18 protein-coding genes are annotated in these 18,023 nt (G+C 43.5%); 11 read left to right on the forward strand and 7 right to left on the reverse strand.

Annotated elements, in window-relative coordinates; translation table 11 throughout:
• Window positions 1-141 precede the first annotated feature (141 nt).
• Window positions 142-666: a DUF1836 domain-containing protein gene (locus tag RXV91_RS12920; protein WP_316440194.1), complete on the reverse strand. Its 525-nt coding sequence runs from the start codon at window positions 664-666 to the stop codon at window positions 142-144.
• A gap of 150 nt (window positions 667-816) precedes the next feature.
• Here RXV91_RS12920 and RXV91_RS12925 point away from each other — a divergent pair, with 150 nt between their 5' ends.
• Entirely contained in the window at window positions 817-1,179 is a 363-nt protein-coding gene (locus RXV91_RS12925) for a hypothetical protein (protein ID WP_316440195.1), read from the forward strand.
• A gap of 139 nt (window positions 1,180-1,318) precedes the next feature.
• Here RXV91_RS12925 and RXV91_RS12930 read toward each other — a convergent pair whose 3' ends face one another.
• Both RXV91_RS12930 and RXV91_RS12935 read right to left on the reverse strand, forming a co-directional pair.
• Window positions 1,319-1,738: an Hsp20/alpha crystallin family protein gene (locus tag RXV91_RS12930; protein ID WP_316440196.1), complete on the reverse strand. Its 420-nt coding sequence runs from the start codon at window positions 1,736-1,738 to the stop codon at window positions 1,319-1,321.
• 32 nt (window positions 1,739-1,770) lie between these two features.
• Window positions 1,771-2,112, reverse strand: coding sequence for a hypothetical protein (locus tag RXV91_RS12935; RefSeq protein WP_316440197.1), 342 nt, complete (start codon window positions 2,110-2,112; stop codon window positions 1,771-1,773).
• A 238-nt stretch (window positions 2,113-2,350) separates the two neighbouring features.
• Here RXV91_RS12935 and RXV91_RS12940 point away from each other — a divergent pair, with 238 nt between their 5' ends.
• On the forward strand, window positions 2,351-3,718 hold the full coding sequence (locus RXV91_RS12940) for a hemolysin family protein (protein WP_316440288.1): 1,368 nt from the start codon (window positions 2,351-2,353) through the stop codon (window positions 3,716-3,718).
• A gap of 285 nt (window positions 3,719-4,003) precedes the next feature.
• Complete coding sequence (gene nrdI, locus RXV91_RS12945) at window positions 4,004-4,489, forward strand: class Ib ribonucleoside-diphosphate reductase assembly flavoprotein NrdI (protein WP_021732782.1); 486 nt, start codon at window positions 4,004-4,006, stop codon at window positions 4,487-4,489.
• A gap of 103 nt (window positions 4,490-4,592) precedes the next feature.
• Here nrdI and RXV91_RS12950 read toward each other — a convergent pair whose 3' ends face one another.
• On the reverse strand, window positions 4,593-6,185 hold the full coding sequence (locus RXV91_RS12950) for a sodium:proton antiporter (protein WP_316440198.1): 1,593 nt from the start codon (window positions 6,183-6,185) through the stop codon (window positions 4,593-4,595).
• 378 nt (window positions 6,186-6,563) lie between these two features.
• A complete protein-coding gene (locus RXV91_RS12955; RefSeq protein ID WP_316440199.1) occupies window positions 6,564-7,727 on the reverse strand; it encodes an MFS transporter in 1,164 nt (387 codons plus the stop codon).
• A gap of 371 nt (window positions 7,728-8,098) precedes the next feature.
• Between RXV91_RS12955 and RXV91_RS12960 the strand changes: the two genes are divergently transcribed.
• The 4 genes from RXV91_RS12960 to zwf all read left to right on the forward strand — a co-directional run bounded on the left by RXV91_RS12960 (window position 8,099) and on the right by zwf (window position 11,920).
• Window positions 8,099-8,476 (forward strand): MerR family transcriptional regulator, encoded by a 378-nt coding sequence (locus tag RXV91_RS12960; RefSeq protein ID WP_316440200.1) that lies wholly within the window; start codon window positions 8,099-8,101, stop codon window positions 8,474-8,476.
• Window positions 8,477-8,565: 89 nt separating this feature from the next.
• Complete coding sequence (locus tag RXV91_RS12965) at window positions 8,566-9,510, forward strand: NADP-dependent oxidoreductase (RefSeq protein WP_316440201.1); 945 nt, start codon at window positions 8,566-8,568, stop codon at window positions 9,508-9,510.
• Between the two features lie 456 nt (window positions 9,511-9,966).
• On the forward strand, window positions 9,967-10,314 hold the full coding sequence (locus tag RXV91_RS12970; protein WP_021730584.1) for an SdpI family protein: 348 nt from the start codon (window positions 9,967-9,969) through the stop codon (window positions 10,312-10,314).
• 118 nt (window positions 10,315-10,432) lie between these two features.
• Window positions 10,433-11,920: a glucose-6-phosphate dehydrogenase gene (gene zwf / locus RXV91_RS12975; protein ID WP_316440202.1), complete on the forward strand. Its 1,488-nt coding sequence runs from the start codon at window positions 10,433-10,435 to the stop codon at window positions 11,918-11,920.
• A 223-nt stretch (window positions 11,921-12,143) separates the two neighbouring features.
• Here the strand turns inward: zwf and RXV91_RS12980 are convergent, their stop codons facing one another.
• On the reverse strand, window positions 12,144-13,508 hold the full coding sequence (locus tag RXV91_RS12980; RefSeq protein WP_316440203.1) for a PLP-dependent aminotransferase family protein: 1,365 nt from the start codon (window positions 13,506-13,508) through the stop codon (window positions 12,144-12,146).
• Between the two features lie 97 nt (window positions 13,509-13,605).
• Here RXV91_RS12980 and RXV91_RS12985 point away from each other — a divergent pair, with 97 nt between their 5' ends.
• From RXV91_RS12985 to RXV91_RS12995, 3 genes are all read left to right on the forward strand, one after another.
• On the forward strand, window positions 13,606-14,778 hold the full coding sequence (locus RXV91_RS12985; protein ID WP_316440204.1) for an aminotransferase class I/II-fold pyridoxal phosphate-dependent enzyme: 1,173 nt from the start codon (window positions 13,606-13,608) through the stop codon (window positions 14,776-14,778).
• Between the two features lie 4 nt (window positions 14,779-14,782).
• The gene (gene dapA, locus RXV91_RS12990) at window positions 14,783-15,652 is read left to right on the forward strand and encodes a 4-hydroxy-tetrahydrodipicolinate synthase (RefSeq protein WP_316440205.1); all 870 of its coding nucleotides are present in this window, start codon (window positions 14,783-14,785) and stop codon (window positions 15,650-15,652) included.
• A gap of 70 nt (window positions 15,653-15,722) precedes the next feature.
• The gene (locus tag RXV91_RS12995) at window positions 15,723-15,857 is read left to right on the forward strand and encodes a hypothetical protein (protein ID WP_021730589.1); all 135 of its coding nucleotides are present in this window, start codon (window positions 15,723-15,725) and stop codon (window positions 15,855-15,857) included.
• Between the two features lie 240 nt (window positions 15,858-16,097).
• On the opposite strand, the gene RXV91_RS13000 is transcribed toward RXV91_RS12995, so the two are convergent.
• Entirely contained in the window at window positions 16,098-16,871 is a 774-nt protein-coding gene (locus tag RXV91_RS13000; RefSeq protein ID WP_316440206.1) for a sulfite exporter TauE/SafE family protein, read from the reverse strand.
• A 126-nt stretch (window positions 16,872-16,997) separates the two neighbouring features.
• Between RXV91_RS13000 and RXV91_RS13005 the strand changes: the two genes are divergently transcribed.
• On the forward strand, window positions 16,998-17,894 hold the full coding sequence (locus RXV91_RS13005) for a LysR family transcriptional regulator (protein ID WP_316440207.1): 897 nt from the start codon (window positions 16,998-17,000) through the stop codon (window positions 17,892-17,894).
• Window positions 17,895-18,023 lie beyond the last annotated feature (129 nt).

An 18,023-nucleotide genomic window follows, 5' to 3' on the forward strand; every position in this document is an offset into this window, starting at 1 on the left:
AACCGTCTAAATAATTTACCTTACGCCCAATTTAAATTGTTTACAATCAGTTTATATCATACTAAAGCCCCACCATTACAGCAACCAAAAAAACACGAGTAGCCCAAATAATTAGCATCATGGGGCCACCCGCATTAATTTTTACTTTTCAATTTGTTGCGGTTTGGTCTGCGCTTGATTGAGTCGTAATAATTCGTCTGTCCGTAGCTTATTAACAATTAACTGGGCTGCTGCCGTAGTTAGACTATGACTGAGATCTTGGTCGAAAACTGTAATCGGATCATCAGGATGATGGAGTTGGTTGGTTAGTGCCGTGATAAAATTATCGTAAGCCCGCTTAGGATAACCTGTTGCGGTCACTTGATCAATGCCCTGCCGAATTTTATCCAATGGATAACTTGGTTTCAACAAACTAATCACAATAATATCGGCTAACTGCATAATTTGATATTTTTTCTTTACTGGCGACAAAATTACTTTGTGTTTAACATAATTATTGATCATCGCAGCGGTAACTGGATCGGCACCTAATGGCTGCAATGTTTCATTGATTAACAATAGCACCTGATCCATATATAAATCAAAATTTGGTAATTCGGTCCATTTAGGCAAGATTACTTTTCCCATCCGAACCTGCCAGTCGGCGTAAGTCTCATTAGCTGCCATTATGTTGCCTCCTCTGGTAAATTGATTACATTAATTATACCTAGATTAACTAGTCTTGTAAACTAGATGACATTGTAAATCACATTAATTTCCGAATATGTTATCATTTATGAGTTAATGCAAATACAAATGAAAAGTAGGTTATGTTGTATGTATGAAATGACTAAGAAACTCCGCGTTGGTGATGATGTCAAGGAGCTGATTCCACAAGCCGTGATTGCTGGGCTTTGGGACCGACTCAAAGCAATGCGGAAAGAAAAATTATTGATTGATAGTACGATAGCAATCATGTTCAGTGATGACTATGAGGATAACAAAATTTTCTTCATGACCCTTCAAAAATCCGGCTCATTCGCTAATGAGTACGAAATGGCCTATGCCGGTCCCAAAGACTTCCTCGGCCACGGGACCATCGTCATTATTAAGGACCGTCCCCGCACCATTCAAATGAGTATCTCTGATGCTAACAAAGATGAAGATACACCAACCAACGCATCAGCAGATCAAAAATAAGCTGTTATTAAATCACACCACCCAACACTAAGATTTGCTCAGGATGACGAGACTTAATTTTAAGGGGCTAACGGTTTCCAACACGCTAATTATTATGACCCAAAAAGCACCGTCAACACTAGGTTGGCGGTGTTTTCACTTATTGTACTTCAATCTTACCTTCACTGTCCGCAACCGTTTTTGGTAACGTTACGGTCAGCAGTCCAGCTTGATAGTGCGCCTGAATCTGGTTACGGTTCACGTTCATCAGATGGAACTTCCGGGTAAAGTCCGCATCCATTCGTTCGCGATGTAGTATGCGACCATCATCATTACGATCGTCTTGTGACCGATGCGCTCGAATGGTTAGCCACTCGTCAGCATAGTTAACAGTAATGGCTTCCTTATCAAAACCGGGTAATTCTGCCGTTACTGTGTAATCATCATCATGTTCGACTACGTCCGTTTTCATGCCAACGTGTGCGTTTAAAACGTTTTCTGCTTCCCGGTGAGCCCGCTTTAATAACTTAGTTGGTTTTAACAAGTCATCCAAATGATGACCTAATAATTGCTGGCGCATGTCAATAACCTCCGTATCCAATCAATAATTAATTAATAAGCCTGTTGGTGAATCGCTTCAGCAAGTAAATCTAAGGCATGGTCACGCGTCCCAACTTGATCCATATCAAAGATGATTGAATCGATGTCGCCACCCTTGAAATCAAACTGTTCGAAATAAATATACGGATCTTCACCTTCCACTTTAAGGAAAGCGGCTTCAATTTTTTTATCAAAGCCTGCCGCCCAATCCGCATCGTCCATCTGCTTGAAATCTGCACGGGTCACGTAACCACGGTCACGAATTAAATCCATCGCTTTTTTGACATCACTATCTTGATAAACCAATTTCTTCGAATCCTCATGAATCTTAGTTTTCGTTTCTACTGGCATCATTAAAGATCTCCCTTTACTTGGTATACCCTTAGTTTAGCACCATTCATTGGAAACGTTAACCATCTTTCTCGTAGCCTTATGATTTCCGCTCAGAGTATTGCTAATTCGCCGATTAACCTCGATAGACCAATTAATTAACCGTCACAGAGGCTGACAAAAACGGCGATAAGCCTTATAATAATAGCTACTTCGCGTTATACTTAAATTAACTACTATATATGAAATGAGGAATGTTTCTTTGGACAGTGGCCAGATAATTTTAAATTTAGTCATTATTGTCATTACGTTCTTCGTCGCTGCTTTCTTTGTGGCCTGCGAGTTTGCACTCGTTCAGACCCGCCCAAGCGCCCTCGAAGAAGAACAGAAAAAACGAGATAAGCCATCAAAACGGATCGCAACTTCCTTACACATGGTCCGTAATCTTAATGAGTATCTTTCAACAACCCAAGTAGGGGTCTCGTTAGCTGGTATCATTTTAGGTTGGATTGGGGAACAAACAACTGAACACTTTGTACTTGACTTCCTATCACTCTTCAACCTATCCGTCTCAACGGCGGTATTACGCGGCATTAGTATTGTCATTGGGGTCTTCTTACTAACTTACCTAGAAGTGGTCCTCACCGAAATCGTGCCTAAAAATATTGCGATCGACATGCCACTCAAAGTAATGGCCGTCATTACGACACCATTACGCTGGTTCCACGTCATGTTTTATCCATTCGTCTGGTTATTGAACGTATCATCGGCCGGTGTTGTCAAGATGTTAGGTATTCCAGTTGCCAATGAAGATAACGATGTTTATTCACAAGCTGAAATTCTCAATCTGTCTCGAAATGCTGTCACTGGTGGCGAACTTGAACGTAACGATTACCTCTATATGGAACGGGCGTTTGAGTTTAATGACAAGATTGCTAAGGACATTATGATCGACCGTACTCAGTTAGTCGTTATCGACATTAATGATACGGTTAAGCAGGCCATTCGCGTTTATTTACAGAAACGCTTTAGCCGATTGCCCGTTGTCGCTAACAATGATAAGGATAAAATCCTTGGTTACGTTTACAATTATGATTTGATTCGTCAAGGTGAAGTTGACGATGATATTCGTGTTAATAAGCTATTACGTAACATCATTACAATTCCTGAAACAACGCCAATTCAAGCCATCCTTCAAAAGATGATCGACAAGCAAACGCCAATCGTCGTTGTGGTCGATGAATATGGTGGTACCAGCGGGATTGTTACTGATAAGGATATTTATGAAGAGTTATTCGGGACAGTCAACGATGAAATTGACAATGTTTCTAACGAATACATTGAAAAGCAAGCAAATGGGACTTACCGCATTAGTGGTAAGATGACCATCTACGACTTTGAACGTTATTTCAAGACTGACTTACAAGAATTTGAAGACTCGGACGTCGTTACTTTGACTGGTTATATTTTGGATAATTTCCCAAAAATTCAAGCCGGCGATACAATTCAAATCGGTAACTTCAACTTCAAAGCCCTTGATTTTGAAAATGCCTATATCAATTGGTTTGAGGTCAGTGCTCAAACTGACAACTCAATTGACAATCATAGTGACAAGCAAGCACAAGACTAAATAATGACGTAGATTAGTTAAAATGGTACCTAAGAAAATTAGTTTCTTAGGTACCATTTTAGATTGCAACCCGCACCAAACTCAGTTGAGCCCTGCTAATAACAACTAGCCTAATGTATATGGGTTTGATCACACTGCTTTAAGATGCGCACCATTAAAATTCAAGGTTTCCTCAAAGCCATCGCAGTCATTACGATCTCTGACAATTGAGGTCCGCAGTTGTTTGCAATTAAGTAGTGCCCGGCGTAAACTAATACTAACGTAAAACAGAAATGAGGAACTGCTGTGAGTGAATCAACAATCAATATCATTTATATTTCCATTGAAGGCAACACCCGCTCATTTGTCACTGGTATGCAAGACTATGCTAAGACCCAGCATGCTGCCGATGATAGTAACCCGTTAATTACCTTGAAAGAAATCACCGAACAGTCAGATTTTGACATTGAAACAGAACCCTACTTTGCTTTTGTCCCAACTTATCTTGACGGTGGCAACGGGATCGATAATGGCGTTAAGGAGTTAATGACCAACGTATTAGGTGAATACCTGAACTACGACCAAAACTCACGGTTTTGTCTCGGCGTCGTTGGCTCTGGTAATCGTAACTTTAACGATCAGTACTGTCTAACTGCTCGGCGTTACGCCGAACAACTTGATACGGATATGATTGCCGATTATGAACTTCGCGGCACTTCCGTTGATACTGAACGTGTCTACAATGTCATGAAAGATCGCTTAGCGGCCTACTTAGACAATCAAACTTTTTAGATATTATTCAAAACGGAAGCCCCAGTCAGCACGACATTGCTGCTTGGGGCTTCCGTTTTGTTAATCACTGCCTTGCTTTAGCCTTAATCATCACGCAGTGGACCTATTCCGTTTCCTGATCCTTATCAAAGATCGTTGGCCCAATGATGAGTGATTCCGCCAGTAAGGTTTCATTGTATAGTTTAAACACGTACTTCTGATACTTGACCTCACGTTGCGAAATCATATCCAAATATTGCCGTTCTTGTTCGAGCGCATTCATAAAGGCCCGCATCTCTAGCTCTTTTTCCGCCCCAGTAAATTCCGGTCGGCGAACAACATCGACCCAAGCCCGGGCAAAGTCACGCGTTTTAGTTCGTTGTTTTTGCGTCATCAGATCAAAAATAACGGACTCTTTCACGTGTGGTGGCAAATACATTTTTTGAACGGTATCAATTGCATGATGAACCATGGCAACTCGGATCTTATCAATCTCACCAGTAGCTTCATCGTCGGTCAACGCCGGTTTTAGTAGCCACCGAAAGATAATCGTTGGAACAATCATACTGAGAATAATCAACGTACTAGCGGCCATTAAAACCAAGTTAAAATCAGCTTGACCGACTGTGGTATCCGTTAAGGTGTAGGCCAAAGCCAGTGTTACGGCACCGTGCACCCCACCCAAGGCAAATATCCAAGCAGGTCGATTCTTAAAACTCAACCGTAAGCGACCATAGGCGTAACGCACCAACACGTTACTAATATATAAGACAAAACCAATCATCAAGAAATTCAATGAACCATGTCCAAATTGCTCACTTACAAGAATCTTGATAAACATAAAACCAAGAACAACAAATACCATACTGTTAAAGATTTCAGTAATCATCCCCACCAAGTCGAAAGCAAAATGAACTTGTTGGGCATTAATCAGTCGACTCCGTTGGGCTTCCGCATTATGCACCAATCCCGCTACCACAACTGCGATGATGCCTGACACATGAATTGCTTCGGCAGCGTAATACAAAATAAAGGGCGTAATCACGTAAATTAACAATGACGCGTTCAGCGAGTTATACGAGGAACGTAATAGCACTTGCCGAAACAATACCATGATCCACGCACTCACAAACCCGAAGAGCACGCCACCCACGGCTGAAATAATAAAGTCAATAATGGTTTGACCATAATTAATATAACCATTGGTGTACCACAACACCGCCATATTCAACAAGATAATACCGGAAGCATCATTAAACAGTGATTCCATCTTCAAGAAGGTTCCCTCGGTTGGTGGCATCTCTAAACCATTGGTCACTGATTCCATTGCCGTGGCGTCAGTTGGCGTGCTAATTGCTGCAAGAATAAATGCTAATGGCAGTCCAACTAGGCCAAGCGCTGCCAAACCAAATCCCGCCACAATTAATGCAAGAATGACTAACACGACCGTCGTTTGAATAATATGTTTTAACTCCTTACCAACAGCATTGAGTCGGGTTGCTTGCCCCTCAAAAAACAAGAGTGGAGCAACAATCAGACCAATAAAAATCTCAGAATTAAAATTTTCAATATGACTACTTAGTATTGGGATAAAAAATAGTCCAATTCCTACTAACAAGCTCAAATAGTTAACTGATATTTGTGGAATTACCCGGGAAATAAAAATACTAATGACCGCAGCTAACACCAAAATAAAGCTTGAAACCATCAAGTTCACGTACTCACCCCACTATTAATCATTTATTAATTACACATCAGGCTAGTTAATCGACCATAAATCATGATTAAAAACATGCCAAACAGTTGAAGTTACCAACAACTTAATGTTTATTTGAAATACCAGTATTAAAATATACAAAGACCTGTTGTACCAAGTTCAGCGACCGTTCATCTGCTAATTGAACGACTTGCTGAAACGTATTTAGGAAATTTCTAATCATAATTAATACTAAATAATAACTAGTAGAACGTGTATTAATTGTATCCGATTATTAAAAAATTGTATCGTCAGTCGTCTCCACGCCCACAAGCAAGTCATCAAAAAAGCTTTCAAAGCGACTGGCCTTGAAAGCTTGGATTCTCGTACGAGCACTCATTAACCATTTAATAAATGTTCACGCCGGGCACGCCACAATACTAATGCTAAACTACCCAACATAAAAATAGTTACTGTAATAAAAAGTACCGAGTATGAAAACTGAGCGACCATCATTCCGCCAAACAACGGTCCCACGGCTCGCCCTAGCGACAAAGCCATGTTGTAACGGCCTTGATATTTTCCCCGCTGATCATCAGCTGCCATATCATCGACCCAGGCAGGCGCAATCGGTAATCCAATCACTTCACCAATCGTTAATACGACCATAATAATGATGAAATCAACGTATTGTCGGGCAAATACCAACCCCAAGAACGACAGCGCAAATAGCGTAATTCCAAAACCAATCTGGGTTCCAATCTTAAATCGTTCGTTAAATAATGCAACGATTGGCTGACTCACAATAATCAGCAACCCGTTGATCGTCCAAACTTCACTATATCGACGGAATGGAATCCCCAAGTTGGTCATATGCACGGATAGAATGCTCTCCCATAATGCATAACTCAAATAAATTGTGAAAATCATCAAACAAATCGTCCAAATTAACTGGCGATGATTTTTAGGCGTTGTGTCACGCTTCTGTGTCGTGACTTTTTCCGTCCGAATAGCAGGTGTGACATTAAATGTACTTAAGGTAATGACCATCAGCCCCATATAACAAACAGTCGCCACCATAAAGACCACGCTGATTCCAAGCTCTAATAAGTACCCTACCAACAACGTTCCGATAACGACCCCAACGTTCAAAGCTAAGTAGAGCATGTTGAAGACATAGCGATTGGATCTGGTCGTAACTGTCGCCGCATAAGCATTGACAACTGTCATACTGATTCCATCACCAAACCCAACAATGATTAACCCGATTGCGTATGACCACAAGCTATGCCAGAAAATCAACGTTGTTAAAATCGCCGTTGAAATTCCCCCGCCGAGCAAAGCCGTATAGTATGGTCGCCAGTGGTCAAACAGACGCCCACCGACAAAGTTACCGGCAATCATTGCCAACGACATCAAAAAGAGAATAATCCCTGAAAAAGTTAAGCTTTGCTTGAGATAATTATGCATGTAGACCGTTGTTAATGGCCACATAAATGCGGCCCCAGCGTTGTTCAACAGATTAGCTAAGAACAGCCAACGCAACCGAACTTCTTTTTGCATCTCCTCACCACATTTCTTAATTGAATTTATTCATCGCAAAAACAATACCCTAGCTAGTATACGCCGCTTGGTGACTTTTACCTACCAATCAGCCGAAAAAGATCATTAGTCCGCTAATAATCCCGTTTAAATCAAGCTTTACAATAACTTCTACGCCAATATTTGAGGTGTGACGTCAGTGCAAATCTACCCATCGTATATTAGAAATGGTGCGCACGATTGCTTGTGTATCACACCTAATTGGGCTCGTTTTAATGAGGTGCCTGCCTGGTTTTTAATTTTCACTCACTTTAAGTAATGGTTTATAATCAATGAACATGCGCCGTACATAACGACACGAACATTGGAATCAAAAGTAAGGAGACGTTAACATGCAACTTTTCACTATTCCAGCCGACCAGACAGCATTTAGCACTAAAGAAGTCGTTGCTATTACTAAAATGACTAAAGATGCCCTCCGCTATTATGAACAACAACGGTTAATTGGTCCGGTACCACGTGACCACAATAATTACCGGCAATACTCACATCAAAATTTAGAACGATTGCAATTCGTCGCAACTTTTCGGCAATTAGGTCTGGATCTAAAATTACTCAGCGGTGACGGCCATATTCCAAGCCGTGAGCAACGGATTAAAGAGTTGCGCTCATATCGTGCTACCGTTCAAGAACAAATCGCTCACTTACAAGCAACTGATCAGTTTTTAGCCCATAAGATTGCTTACTTTAAGGCCTCGCCAGATCACTAACCAACTTTTTGATTGATTGATTGCTTGCTATCGTGTGGACACGATAGTTTATACTAGCGCCAGACTTAAATTAAAGAAGGTTACGATTTATGAAAACAATTGCTATTAACCAATACGGTAGTGCGGAAGCATTCACAATGATCAACATGCCTAAACCCGAACCACAAGCTGACGAAGTCCAAGTCGCCATTCATGCCTTTAGTCTCAATCCAATGGATATTGCCGGTCGGATGGGGGCTTTGTCATCACCCTTTACTGACTTATGGTCTTTCCCATTGGTCTTAGGCTGGGACTTCTCTGGTGTAATTACTAAAGTGGGCTCCGATATAACTAGCTTTAAAACTGGAGATGCTGTATTTGGCTCGGCCGCATCAGCCCACGCGGCTAACAATGGGACCTATGGTGAGTTTATTACCGTTAATACCAAAGAATTGGCCCATCTCCCATCAGGGTTATCATTTGATCAAGCCGCCGCTTTACCAATCGCCGGACTGACGGCTTATTACGGGATGAAACATAATCTCAATCTTCAACCCGGACAAAAGATTCTGATTCAAGGTGGTGCTGGCGGTGTTGGCCTTTTTGCCGTTCAGATTGCCAAAGCCTTTGATGCTTACGTCGCTACCACCGCTAGTGCTAATCACCGCAACTTACTGGTTGATCTGGGAACAGACGAAGTGATTGATTACCACGAAACCAATCCTGCCGCCGTCTTACACGATTATGATGCCGTCTTTGATACCGTTGGTGACATCGATACTGGTCTTAAGGTCCTAAAAGCTGATGGTCAACTTGCAACCATTGCGGCTCAGCCAACAGACGCTCAGCAGCATGACCAACAGAAAAAAGCTGCTTTTCAGTTCACACAAGGCTCATCGGAAGACCTCACCGATCTAGCTAAGTTAACAATCAACGGCCAAGTTAAGTTAACCATTGCGACGTTACCATTTGCCGTAGCCAGCGTCATTAAGGGGCATCAAGCTATCGAAAGTCGTCATACCACTGGTAAGATTGTCATTCACGTTGCAGATTAACTAATGACGACTACTGTGGCTTGGTAAGCCCGATCAGGTTGACACAGCTTCTGGCTACCAGTACCGAATAAATATAAGTTTTCAGAAGCCAGTTTGATTTCTGAAAACTTATTTTCAATTGAACTTACAACTCAATCCGAATGCAGTTATAGCAGCATTTGGTTGCAACTGAAGCTATTCAACGAATACCCTTTAATTTTGTCACGCACTTTAATTGCCAATATCATTCACATAACTGCCATCTCCGCAAACTAGTAAGCCACTGTCCTGACAAACTCTGACTAAATTTTCGACCAGAGCAAACTGGTCACATTGATATTTATTTAACAATTTTAAAAAATTAAAATTGAAATGTCCGGTTTTTGAACCTGATTGTCGACTACTGCCCCTAATGATTGTTATAATATAGCCAAACACTGCCAACAGGTGTAATTTTTCAACAATTGAGGTGACAACATGGCGAATAATAGCTTTGGTTTGGCGTTAGGCTTCTTGGTGATTTTGTTACTCTGGATCTACCAACGTGTGCGCATGCCAAAGATGCGCTCACTCGCCGGCTACATGTCGCGACGCGCGATTGAAAACGAAGAAACATGGCGGTTTGCACAACGCTTCTATTCAATGTTTGGCATCGAGATTTTCTCCATTTTGTTAATCGGCGCGATTATTGGTGGTCTGTTCAGAATTCCGTTATTGCAAAACTTTAATTTTCAAGCCATCGCCTTGGCGGTTGGTTTAATTATGCAAAATGTCGCAACCGAACGTGAATTGAAACACCAGTTTCCAAAATCATCCCAACATTAGCACTTTATAATTGACCATTACGATGAATGGCTTAATATTAGTAATGGTAGTTTAATGTTAATTGACGATTACGAACAAGTACCTGGTTTAAAATATTCTTAGTAAAGAAGTGAAATTGATGAGTAACGAAAAAATTGCCTTATTCACCATCTTTGGCGGTACCGGTGACCTCGCCCAGCGTAAACTGTACCCGTCACTATTTAAGCTCTATCAAAAGGGCTATCTTAAAGATCACTTTGCCGTTATTGGTACGGCTCGGCGTCCTTGGACTGATGATCATTATCACGAAGTCATTAGTGACTCATTGGCTGATCTCAATGCTGATCAGGAAACCGTTGCACAGTTTGCGAGCCATTTTTATTACCAATCGCATGATGTGACTGACGCTGAACATTATCGAACTTTGAAAAAGTTATCTGAAAAGTTGGACGCTCAATATGGTCTACAAGGCAACCGGATTTTCTACTTAGCAATGGCACCAAATTTCTTTGGTACAATTGCACAACATTTACGTTCCGAAAACATTTTAACTGATAACGGCTTTAACCGGGTCATCATCGAAAAACCATTTGGTCACGATTTTGAAAGTGCCAAAGAGCTAAATGATCAATTAACAGCAACCTTTAACGAAAATCAAATCTATCGAATTGACCATTACCTAGGCAAGGAAATGATTCAAAACATCACGGCCATTCGGTTTGGCAATAATATTTGGGAATCATTATGGAACAATCGCTACATCGACAATATTCAGATCACATTAAGTGAAAAACTAGGTGTCGAAGAACGGGCCGTTTATTACGACAATAGCGGTGCTTTGCGGGACATGGTGCAAAACCATATCTTACAAATCTTGAGTCTCCTAACGATGGATCAACCCGTTGAATTTACTGAAAATGATATTGATGTCGAAAAGGTCAAGGCATTACGGAGTTTACGACCACTTAAACCTGAAGAAGTCGCAACTAACTTTGTTCGTGGCCAATATGGTGCGGGTGATGATGGCGCCAAGGCTTATCGCGATGAGGATAAGATTTCACCTGATTCAAACACCGATACCTTCGTGGCTGGTAAAGTCATGATTGATAACTATCGTTGGTCCGGGGTACCATTCTACATTCGTACTGGAAAACGGTTAGCCGATAAATTTACACGGATCGACGTGGTTTTCAAACGACCAGTTGTAAATATCTTTAATCACGATGACGTCCGTGCAAATGATGACGCAGCAACGAGTCTCGACCCTAACATCTTGACGATCAATGTTGAACCAACTGAAGGCTTTGAACTCCGGATGAATGCGAAAGCAATCGGTCAAGGGTTCGCAACCACCCCAGTTAAGTTGAACTATTCACATGATGCCGAAGCCACGGCAGGCAGTCCTGAAGCTTACGAACGTCTACTTCACGATGCCTTGAATGGTGATGCAACCAACTTTACCCACTGGCAAGAAGTTGCTGACTCGTGGAAGTTTGTCGATGTGATTCAGCAGTACTGGGATGAACACCAACCTGAATTTCCAAACTACCGCCCTGGTACGATGGGACCAGATGCGGCTGATGAATTATTACGTCAAGATGGTCACCGCTGGGTCTACCGCAACTAACCGTCCTAACGTAGTCACTTAAATGGCTTAATTAAAAGGGCTAATTACCAACACTTACCTAACAACGTGTTGATAACTGGTCCTTTTTATATTGCTTTAACAATTGGATGGGTTGCTGCCCGTCGGCAATACACGTTTATTTTGACCTTCGGGATTGCGCCTGCGGATTAGCTTAACTAGCGTCGCAATAATCCCTAACACCACCCATTCTGCTTATAAAAGCCTACCTTACCAGTTGTTCACAAACTTGAATCAACCGTTTGACACCGGTCGTCAACTCTGACAGTGTCAGCCCGGCAAACCCTAACAAGTAATAGTCCGCCGTGGGCATGTCGCGCCAATTGGAGTTAAGCGGATAAATCCGAACCTGTTGCTGTTCTAGGGCTCCTAATAATTTGGCCTGTGCAATGCCTGGAATCTGAACAACTAAGTGCACCCCCGCGCCGGTTGCAATCGGCCGGATCCGCTTAGTTCGCGCTAACTGTTGACAAAGTACCCGATACTTTTGTCGATTAGCAGCTCGGTTTCGACTAAGGTGCCGATAATACGCCCCATCTTCAAAATAATTAGCCATTGCTTGTTGTAACAGGCCAGCCACCATTTCAGCCCGATATTGATACTGTTGATGATAAGTTGCCACCAGTTGTGGTGGTAAGACCAAATACCCCATCCGTAATGTCGGATCAATTCCCCGCGAAAACGTCCCCAAATAAGCCACCTGATTAGCCGTTGCTAGCGACTGTAGCGCGGGTAATGGGTGCGCACTGTAGCGGTATTCACTATCATAATCATCCTCAATGATGAGATGCTGAGTCCCCGCCCATTGTAACAACGCTAATCGTTTCTCAATGGGCAAGACGACTCCTAATGGAAATTGATGGCCGGGGGTCGTATAAATGATCTGGGGATTGCGCTCACGAACTTGTGTCAAATCGAGCCCATCTTCCGTCACTCTGATGGGGACCGCCGTCTGTCCATAACTAGCCGCCAATTCGGATAAACCGCGGTAGCCTGGATTCTCAATCCCGACCGTTCCGCGTGGCAAGATACTAAGTAGAATACTGAGACCTGCCTTAGCCCCACTCGTGATGACAATCTGGTCCGCTGTGCACCGCACACCACGAGTCGTTTTCAAAAATCGAACCAAGTTTTCACGTAAAGCCGGTAAGCCCTGCGCATCCGGATAAACGGCCGTTGGTTGCTGCTCAGTCTGACGCAACGCTAGTCGGACAGCCCGTTTCCAAGCGTTCCAACTTGGCGATAACAACTGAGTCACACCATACCGAAAATCATAAGTGAACGCCCTGGGTTTAGTGGGCTGTGGCACAGTCTCCAGCGCCTGTTTAGCTGCTGGCCAGTGTGTCCGATCGCGATAAAAGTAGCCACTCCCGGGAACGGTATAAACATAGCCCTCTGCTAGCAACTGATCGTAAGCTTGTTCGACAGTGGTCTTGGAAACTCCCAAATTTTGTGCCATTTTACGAATTGACCATAACTGGTGGTTGGCTTGAGTAGCATCATAGTCATCACGCATCTGCTGGTATAACTGAATATATAACGGTGTCGTTGACTGACGATTTAATGGCATCACACAACTGTCCTTTCATTTTTATCAAAATTGTCTATTTCTAACCGGACGATTGTTGTTTATTATAAACGGTAATCACGTTGAGAGGAAGGTCCTAATGATGAATACAAATATTCGGATCCAACAAATTCAAGTCTCTGGCATCCGACGCTTCGATGAAGCAATCAGTCAAATTCCCGATATTATCAGATTAACGGTCGGCGAACCTGACTTACCCACCCCAAGTCACGTAAAAAAAGCGGCAATTCAAGCTATTCATAATGATTGGACACACTACTCGCCACTAATGGGCTTTGCCGCTTTGCAAGATGCTGCGAGTCACTACTTTCAACAGAAATACCAACTCACCTATGCACCTGAGCAAATCATTGCAACAGTCGGAGCTAGTGAGGCCGTGGCAACGACCCTGCTCACTTTACTTAATCCTGGCGATACCGTCTTATTGCCAACACCGGCCTACACGAGCTATCAACCCGTCGTTGACATCGCAAACGCACAATTAGCTCCCATTGACACAACTGCAACGGGTTATAAATTAACACCCAGTGCGTTACAAGCTGCGCTAGATGATCATCGTCGCGATCACGTCAAGGCCTTAATTCTAAACTACCCGACCAACCCGACCGGCGTCACGTACACTGATGATGAATTACGGGCTTTGCAAGCCGTCATTGCTACCGCTGGAATCTACGTTATTAGCGACGAGATTTACAGTGAACTAACCTATGAACAGCCCCATACCGCTTTTGCCACACTATATCCAAACAAAACGATCACAATCAATGGCCTCTCCAAATCGCATGCCATGACCGGCTGGCGACTGGGATTCATCATGGCCCCAAGTAACTTGATTACCGAGATGAAGAAGACCCACCAGTACCTCGTTACTTCAACGAGTTCAATCACCCAAGCGGCTGGTATCGAAGCACTTACCCATGGTCTGGATGATGGCTCAGAAATGCGTGACGTCTATCAAACACGCCGCGATTACGTCGTCAAACGTCTGAGTGAAATTGGATTCAATTATATTTATCCGACGGGCGCATTCTATATCTTTGTCCAACTACCACAGGATTTCCAAGGCACCAGCTGGGACTTTGCGACCCGACTCGCACACGAGGCCCAAGTTGCTGTCGTTCCTGGCTCAGCATTCGGTATGAGTGGCGAGGGGTGGTTCCGAATAAGTTATGCAGCCAGTCAATCGGCACTACGCGAAGGGCTAAATCGTTTAGCCTTATGGCGCGCCCAAACTACCACACAGGAGGATTAGCCACATGAATTTAGCATCCGCACACCTGATTACCGCCATGGTCACCCCATTTGATGACCAACAACACATTGATTTCCACCGCTTAGAGCAACTGATCGAACACTTACTTGCAACTGGCACGGACGGCTTATTAGTCGGGGGCACGACTGGCGAAGGCCCCACGTTGAGCATCGCTGAAAAAAGAGATTTATACACGCAGACAGCTAGGATCGTTGCTGGGCGAGTTCCAATCATCGCTAATACGGGGACCAATGACACTGCCGCCACAATTCATTTCACCCACATTGTCAGTCAAATCGAGGGCATCGACGCCGCCCTCGTCGTTGTCCCGCCTTATAACAAACCCAACCAAACCGGGATGATGGCGCATTTTACAGCCATTGCCGAAAAATCAGACTTGCCCATTATAATTTATAATATTCCCGGTCGCGTAGGCGTTAAGATGACGGTCACGACGATTCTGACTTTGGCCCACAACCCCAACATTATTGGAATCAAACAATGTGGTTCCGATGAAGAATTGGCCGCAATTGTTGAAAAGGCGCCTAAAGATTTTCTCGTTTACACGGGCGAAGATGCTCAGAGCTTGACCACCCTCGTCTTGGGTGGTCAGGGAACAATTTCAGTGGCGAGTCATTTATTTGGAAATGAAATGGCGACGATGCGTTGCGCCTTGAACCACGGCGATATCACCCAAGCAGGGCAAATTCAACGACGTTTAATGCCGAAGATGGCAGCACTATTCACACAACCCTCACCGGCACCCGTCAAAGCGGCGCTGAACGCCCAACACTGGTTAGTCGGAAGCACGCGCCTACCAATTTTACCGTTAACTACCAATGAACAAAGTCAACTACTCAACAGCTTAAAGTAATGCAGAACGGTTGGTAGTACCTGGCAAAAGCGTGTATACTGAAACTAAAATAATTAGGAAAGTGGTGACCATGATGTGCGGTTGGGCTTTTACTGGCGGTATGCCCTTGATGTGGATGGGTGGCGGCTTTGGCATTATCAGCTTACTGATTCTGTTAGCCGTTGGTGCTTACTTTTTAGGGACACGTTCACGCCATCACGATTAAAGTTCTCATTGGGATAGTCAAAAAGACTTTCAAGGCACGGCTTGAAAGTCTTTTTTGTTCCATCATCAGGGATCAGCCAACCGGGTCAAGCCCTCCCCATTTCAGGTGACCTGCAGTTTTACCTGATAACATCAGCCTAGACGTTGATTTAGACCCGATGACTTAATTTCAAGATAGTAACGTCAGTAAGTTTACCGCCTTAACATTGCTATTGAGTTTGTCCCACTAACTTATTTTCACTCACAATCCATAAGCCGATTTGAACAAACTGGCCGCCAGTCCTAATGCCCCGATTCCAATCACAATTTTAAGTAATCTGGCAGGTAAGTGGCGTACAATTCGTGGTCCTAAGCTACCACCAATCAGAAAACCAATGCCTAAGGGTAATACATAGCGCCACTGAATTGGCGTTTGCAAGCCATAAACGACGGCTGAAACAATATTGGCTAATCCCAACGCCAGATTTTTCTGAGCATTATAGACGACGAACGGTGCGGTACTCGTGAAAGACAGGATCGACAACATCAAGACACCACCCGCAGCACCAAAATACCCCGTATAAGCCCCGACTAAAAAGATGCCCAACCAAGCTAAAGCCGTCATCCATTTAGGTGTCACAACAATTTCACCGGGCTGTTTAACATGAATATGACGAGGAATCAGCACTAAAATTCCTGCAATCAAAATAAAAAATGGGACGACCTTCGCAAAGGTCGCTGCCGGGATAATAAATAACAGAATTGCCCCAACAATACTCCCAACTAAGGTCAGTGGAATGAGCGTCTTCAATTCCTGACCATGCCCCCGTAGTTCCCGGCGTGAAGCCGGCACGGCCCCAAAGCTAGTAAAAACTAAGCCCACGGTGTTAGTGACATTAGCCGTAACGGGCGGCAGTCCCAGCGCCAGTAGGACCGGGTACGAAACCAGCGACGCTAACCCCGCTGCAGTGCTAACGATACCCGCAACAATCCCAACAACGACTAAAATAACGATTAACTCTCCGAACGTAAACATGTGCAACGTTCCCTTCTCTCTTAATAGCCCTACAATAGCCACAACGATTACCATAGTCAAATAACCATGCTATAATAATAAATCATAATACTAACAATTAAGTATCAATCAAATAAGGACTTTAAGATGAATATTAAAGATTTGCAATATTATGTTTCGTTAACTCAGCTGAAAAATTTTTCATTAGTTGCAGCCCAATTTCACGTTAGTCAACCGACCATTTCGGCTGCTATTCGGCGATTGGAGACCGAACTGAAAACACAATTACTAATTCGGGCTAATCCCCACTTACCCGTGGCACTCACCACGACCGGGATTCAAGTCCAACGACACGCCAATCAGATCCTATTAGAGCACCAACTGATGTGCCAAGAAGTTGCCCACACCACAACCGATCAACTTGTCATCGGGATGCCGCCAATCATTGAAATCAACTACTTTCCCCGGATTGCAAGTCAATTACCACAGGCTTTATTCAGCCAGATTCAACCTATCAATCAAGGTTCACTCGCGGCGCTCAAAGGATTAAAAAACGGACAATTAGACTTAGCCGTACTTGCTTACCTCAATGAATTCACGGATACGACCATTCAACTCACGACGTTTGACACCCAGTCATTCAGTATTGTTGTACCAGCTGACGATCCGCTAGCAACCTACTCACAACTTCAATTCAGGTCGTTGCGTCATCAGCATTTTGTGGCTCTCAAAGATAACTTTGTCCACCGCCAGGCGTTTCGTCAACTCAGTCATCAAAATCATGTTCGGCCAACGATTGTCTTTGAATCCAACGAAATCGGCAGTATCTTAAACATGGTTCGTCAGCATGTGGGCATTGCCTTATTGAGTAACGCCGTCCAATTACCGGCGGGATTATACCGGCTCCCCCTAACTGACGCACAAGCGCCCACGTTCAATGTCGGCGTTGCGTACCGCCACTCAATGACGTTTAGTCCAACCCAAGCCGACCTGATCCAACGACTGACCGCTGCTTTTCAATCCGTCGATTGGCACGCATACTAACCAGCACCTAAAAATCCACCGTGTAAGCTTATCAATATGATAAGCTCACACGGTGGATTTTATAACGACTGTACGTCAAGTTAGGTCGCCAAATTCAGGTCATTAAACAGACAAGTTTTAGTAACCTAT

Source organism: Lactiplantibacillus sp. DA1 (assembly GCF_032681335.1).
Lineage (GTDB): Bacteria > Bacillota > Bacilli > Lactobacillales > Lactobacillaceae > Lactiplantibacillus.